Raw genomic sequence first — 5,158 nt, 5'->3', positions numbered from 1 at the left:
GATGTGAAGCCAACATAATTGACTACGCAACATATGAATTATTATGTTGTGCACAACATAACAGGTCAATGACCACATAGGCATGGAGGTGGGCATTGTAAAACAACAAGTCTGGGAAGAATTCCTGTTGTCCTACCTCCAAGCGGAATTGTCTGCCCATATACGAGAAGCCTTTTCCGAGTTCCAAAAGAAAACGTGTTACATTGTTCACCAATTCTTCCTCAATGTCATGCTCGTCATATTTCTCCCTTAAGTTAAGAAAGTCCAACTGATAAGGGTCTTTGGTTATCTGTTGCGCCAAGTCGCTTTGTACAGCAGGAAGCGTAGCCTGGAAGTTGGTGATAGCCTTGCCGTCACGCTCATAAAGGTCTGTGTCAAGCCAATTAAGCAACGCATCACGTCCCCAATTATTTTCCCATGTCTTTCTTACAAAGAACAGGGCTTTGTTCATATCATCCTTGCATTTGTCGATGATACGGCGATGATGGTCCCAAGGAATTGATAACAACATATTGAAATCATCAACAGGCTGTTGACGTTTTTCAAATTGTTCCGCAACTTGCGGAACATTTGAATCTGACAACGAATCAGAGAAAAGTTCCGCAGTCTGCGGAATATTTCTATATAGAGGAGCATAGAGTTTGAAAAACTTACTCATATATCGCAAGTTTATAGGCGAGAACCCTTTTACGCCAGGCATCTCGTTCTTCAAATCCTGACTGAGATTCTTATAAAAGCCAGAGCCATAAGTATTAGTATATTGCTTAGCTTCAATGTCTCGTCCCAACTTCCAATAGAAGTCCAACAAGTAGCCATTGGTGGCACATGACGCTTTGAGGCGATGGCTGTAGAATCGTTCCTTGAGTTCCACAAGCCAGTCCTTGTAGTCGCAATCATCATGAAGGACTACTGCTAAGTCTATATTTTTCTTTGCCATAATTCTAAAACCATTTAATGCTACAAATATAATGTTTTATCTTGATAATCAATCAGAAAAAATGAATAATTGGCATATATTGCTACTATTTAGACAAATTAAAAATATTATCTGTAAAATTGCCCGACTCAAAGGGTGTGTCACAGACTTATGACACACCCTCCAGGGGAAAAACTAAGATTTAATCTCCTCCAACCACTCCTTAACACTAAAGCAAGGACACTCTTTTCTTACACCAGGAAGATCCCTGTGCCCGAGAATCGTGGCATCAGGAAAATCCTTGCGGAGACTCTTGAGAAGCTCCTCCATCGTCACTTTCTGCGCCAAGGTACGGGTATCAGCAGGCTTCCCGTTCTCATCCAGACCACCCTCGTAGCAGATGCCGATGCTGTGGGCATTGTAGTGGCGGGCATGAGCACCCACCTCACGCTCCGGGCGGCAAGGATAGAGCGTACCATCCTTTGTGATGTAGTAGTGGTAGCCCACAGACTTGAAACCTCTTGCCTTATGGCAGGCTTTCAAAGCCTCTATGGGAAAATCCTGGTTCACACGGGTTGCACTGCAGTGCAACACAATCAAATTGATTTCTCTCATGTTCTAAAAGTTTTTTTTAGTTTAAAAATTTAGTTAATACTCACTTCGCTTTCTTAGCAGTTAATACATACATAGTTCTTTCAGCAGTTGATGTCATCATCATCAGTTCCCCTTACCCCTGGCAGGAACTGACGCAAAAAGCGCTGGCGATGGCAGTCAAAACAGTGATTGCAAAATTGATAATCTTCTTCAATGTTTCCTTTTTCATAATCCAAATGTTTTATTCAATTAATATTTTATGTAAGCAAGTAAAAGAGTAAGGGTAGGGACGAATCCCTAACCCTATGTTTTACAGTTCATTATCTTCTCCGCTGCCTCCATTCTCAGATCCAGTGCCCTGAGAGGTGCCGCCACTCTCCTGGGTATTACCGCCAGAAGGCTTGTTGACACCCGAACCGCCGGCATCACCGTTCACAGAACCGCCTCCAGCGTTCTCACCATTTGAACTATCATCACCCAATATGGCACTTGCTCTCTTGATGGTAGCATCGAGTTTCAGGCGGTCGCTCATCAGCACACCAGTTGCTCTGGCTCTCAACTTCACACTCTCAATGTTCTTAGCCACAGAGAAATCCTTTTCTGATGCAGCACCACATTTGTTCTTGATGCCGATGGAGAAGATGGCCAGGTTGTCGATTTTCACGGCGATACCCTGCAGGGTCAACTCTCGGATACAGCTCACGAGGTCGGTCAGCATACCCTTGATGGCACCAGCTGAAAACGGCGTGTTGTGACTCGCCATGTGCTCGGAAAGACCATCCATACCGATAGTCTGGTTAATCACTGGGAATGCATAGTACTTACCAAATGCATTCGGCATCTTCTCATTCTTGTTCTTCTTCAAATTGATCAGAATCATTTTCTATTAATTTAATTTTAGTAACCAGATGCAATGAGGGCTACGGCGGATTCACCATCTGTTGCATCGCCAACCGTTCTGATTGACAATACAAAGGTACGAAATAAAAAATCCCCAATGTCGTTTAATGTCATTTAATGTCGTTTAATGTCATTTAATGTCACGATAAAGTTGATTTTTTTTCAAAATTACGGTTCTCCGAGGTAATACTTGATGAGATAAACCTGTTGTCGAGTCCAAATCTTAGCATATTTGGCATTGTGGCAATCTGATAAACACATGCTTAATTCTCGGTTTCTTTTTATCCAACGTGTCAATCGACGCAGCGCTGTGGCTGGATCGCAAGAAGGGAAATAGACCAAAGCTAACTCTGATTTCCCATAAATTCTTTCTTCAATTTTCATTGTCTTTATTTTATATTTTCAGAAACAAGTCATTTTCGACCTGCAAACAAGTCATTTCCGATCTACAAACAAGTCATTTCCAATTCGTAAATAAGTCATTTCCGACCTCTAAATAAGTTATTTGCGATCCTCCTCTTTTGAACGTGCATCCGCCATAGAAAAGAGCGCATCAGTATTGATCTCGGCACCCTCTTTTTCTATGACCCACCAGCCGTTTCCCTTGCTTCTGTGAGCTTTAGGGAAACCAAGTCTTGACATGGTGTAGCCGATACTCTGAGAAGTTATGTTCTGGCGCATTGCAGGATTGGTACAGATACGCTCCATGATCTCCGCATTGTATCGGAACTTCAGTCTGGTGCCATATTGCTCAGCTTTCTTTATGTCCGGCACGGTGTAGAAACGCTTCACCTGTTCCTCAGACAAGTTGACAACCATGAAGTATCTGTTGTGCACCTTCATTTTCTCTATGTCCTCGTTGGTCAACCAATATACCCAGTCGTTTTTCAAACCCTTTTTGCGGTTCTCCACCACCTTCTGACCGAGCGCCACAGCCTGAGCATAGATTTTGTCGTACTCAAGAGGATTCTCTATCGGACTGACGATGCACTTCACCTGCCAAGGAGAGTAACGGCGGTTCTCCTCATCCGGGATAATCTGTATGGAATTGCTCGTGGCAGCCAATGAACTCCTATGTCTCAGCTCCGAACGGTACTTGTCGTAAGGACGGCGGATAGAGAATTTCTGCTTGGTCATGTTGCTCTTGAAGGCACTCAGGTTCTTGCCGAAGATGGCCTCCAACTCGTCCAGACAGATCAGTGCCATGCTGAAGAACGCCTCGAGGAAATCCTTGTCCATGTAGTTGGCAGAAGAATCGTTGAGGAAGTACGCTCTGAGAACTGGCGGCAGCAGATAGTTGAAGAAAGTGGTCTTGTAGATACCACCTTTGCCCACTAAGATGAGGATGGTCTGGTTTATCACAGTAGGATTCACCCAACCCACAACCATGCCGACAAACCATTTCTTGAAGAAATAGCGGAACTGCTCCTGGTCGTGGAAGTAACCCGGTAACTCTTCGATGGTGATGCGGTCAGCCAGTTCGCCGATGTAGTCATGCTCACCGTCCCAAGGTGCCAAGCCTTTCAGGTACTCTTCCAACGGATCAAAATCCATGCTGAAATCACTGTCGATGATGGCCTCCAACTTTTTCATAGAAACGTCCATGTTAGATTCGTTCATCTCCACCCAGATAGAGTTCTTGATGGTATCCTCCAAGTTGGTCCACTTCTTGTATTTGGCATTTTCTACGAGGAGATTGCGGATTTCAATCTTGGATGTCATCTTGTTGCGGCGAAATTCCAGACGGGAGAGCAGCCACTGCTTGATGAAACGGATGGTAGGGCGGGCTGGCAGATCCTGATCCTTGGTATAGAAAGTCCAGGAACCGAAGCGGCTGGTGCCATGCTTATAGCAGGAGTTGATCACGCTGATGGCTGGGGCATAGTCGCCGCAGAAATGCTCCTGGGCATAGACTATCACCTCCTCCTTCTGGATGCCGTAGAGATTGCAGGTCCAGGCAAATCGGTTGACGTAATCATTGTGACTGCCACTTTCAAATGCCAATCCCCACTGCTTCATGAGATTCTCTACATGAGGAGCCACCAAGGCCATGGTAGGTTTTTGGCAGATGCTCGATGCTTTCTTTCTGCCGCCACCCGGTTTTCTGGTTCTCTTGACAGCAGCGGCGTCGTGAGGTGGAGTAGGCTTTGTGTTCTTCAGTTCAAAGTTGTGGATATCCCCGTCAGAGATACAGATGGGAGCAGCATCCCAGTTGAAGAACGCCTTCTCATCATGAGCCAACCCCGAAAGGCGGGTGAAGTCAGTACACTTCCTGTCAGCCTCCTTCCCCAAGAGCATCTCGTAGAAGTTGATAGCCTTGTTAAGAGACAACTCGTAGAGGTCAATCATCGACAGCTTGCAGTCATCCGGTCTTTTGTATTTGAAGAAGATGCGCAAACCATGACCGCTGATGGTGCGGTAGATGCAGCAGGAGTAGCTGGCAAGAGAAGCTTTACTGAAGACCGCCTCCAATTCCTGCTCATCCAGCCCATCGATGTCAATGAGTCCCAAGCCAGTAGCCCCCTTGATGTTGTCAATCTCTCTGCCTTTGCCGTCAAATTCCACGGCGATGGAGATACCCGGAGTCAGCGCTTTCAGTTCATCCGCACATTTCTTTCCGATAGCCAAGCGCTTTCTGTAGGCCACGGTAAAGCCCTTGATAGAAGTATCCTGGGTGATGTAAGACTCGATCTGAGGAAGATCATTGATCGGACAGCTCATTTTAGAGTTGAGCGACTGAAAAAATGA

At 45.4% G+C, this 5,158-nt stretch carries 6 protein-coding genes; all 6 read right to left on the bottom strand.

Features of this window, described 5'->3' with window-relative positions; all coding sequences use genetic code 11:
- Positions 1-22 precede the first annotated feature (22 nt).
- Positions 23-937: a PDDEXK nuclease domain-containing protein gene (locus DW917_RS16190; protein ID WP_118120390.1), complete on the bottom strand. Its 915-nt coding sequence runs from the start codon at positions 935-937 to the stop codon at positions 23-25.
- A 174-nt stretch (positions 938-1,111) separates the two neighbouring features.
- The gene (locus DW917_RS16185) at positions 1,112-1,531 is read right to left on the bottom strand and encodes an N-acetylmuramoyl-L-alanine amidase (protein WP_118120388.1); all 420 of its coding nucleotides are present in this window, start codon (positions 1,529-1,531) and stop codon (positions 1,112-1,114) included.
- A gap of 112 nt (positions 1,532-1,643) precedes the next feature.
- Positions 1,644-1,739, bottom strand: a complete 96-nt coding sequence (locus DW917_RS18215) for a smalltalk protein (RefSeq protein WP_158570226.1) — start codon at positions 1,737-1,739, stop codon at positions 1,644-1,646.
- 81 nt (positions 1,740-1,820) lie between these two features.
- A complete protein-coding gene (locus tag DW917_RS16180; RefSeq protein WP_118120386.1) occupies positions 1,821-2,390 on the bottom strand; it encodes a DNA-binding protein in 570 nt (189 codons plus the stop codon).
- 188 nt (positions 2,391-2,578) lie between these two features.
- The gene (locus DW917_RS16175) at positions 2,579-2,794 is read right to left on the bottom strand and encodes a DUF4248 domain-containing protein (RefSeq protein WP_118120384.1); all 216 of its coding nucleotides are present in this window, start codon (positions 2,792-2,794) and stop codon (positions 2,579-2,581) included.
- 117 nt (positions 2,795-2,911) lie between these two features.
- Positions 2,912-5,158, bottom strand: a 2,247-nt coding sequence (locus DW917_RS16170) for a BT4734/BF3469 family protein (RefSeq protein WP_158570224.1), incomplete at its 5' end; no start/stop codon positions are given.

This window comes from Prevotella sp. AM42-24, assembly GCF_003461825.1.
Taxonomy (GTDB): domain Bacteria; phylum Bacteroidota; class Bacteroidia; order Bacteroidales; family Bacteroidaceae; genus Prevotella; species Prevotella hominis.
Note: the sequence above shows the minus strand (reverse complement) of the source record. Positions and strands in the feature narration are given on the sequence as shown.

Bases quoted from the DNA above. Each gene is read 5' to 3' on its own strand.
- DW917_RS16190 (WP_118120390.1), bottom strand. From the start codon at position 937: ATGGCAAAGAAAAATATAGACTTAGCAGTAGTCCTTCATGATGATTGC.
- DW917_RS16185 (WP_118120388.1), bottom strand. From the start codon at position 1,531: ATGAGAGAAATCAATTTGATTGTGTTGCACTGCAGTGCAACCCGTGTG.
- DW917_RS18215 (WP_158570226.1), bottom strand. From the start codon at position 1,739: ATGAAAAAGGAAACATTGAAGAAGATTATCAATTTTGCAATCACTGTT.
- DW917_RS16180 (WP_118120386.1), bottom strand. From the start codon at position 2,390: ATGATTCTGATCAATTTGAAGAAGAACAAGAATGAGAAGATGCCGAAT.
- DW917_RS16175 (WP_118120384.1), bottom strand. From the start codon at position 2,794: ATGAAAATTGAAGAAAGAATTTATGGGAAATCAGAGTTAGCTTTGGTC.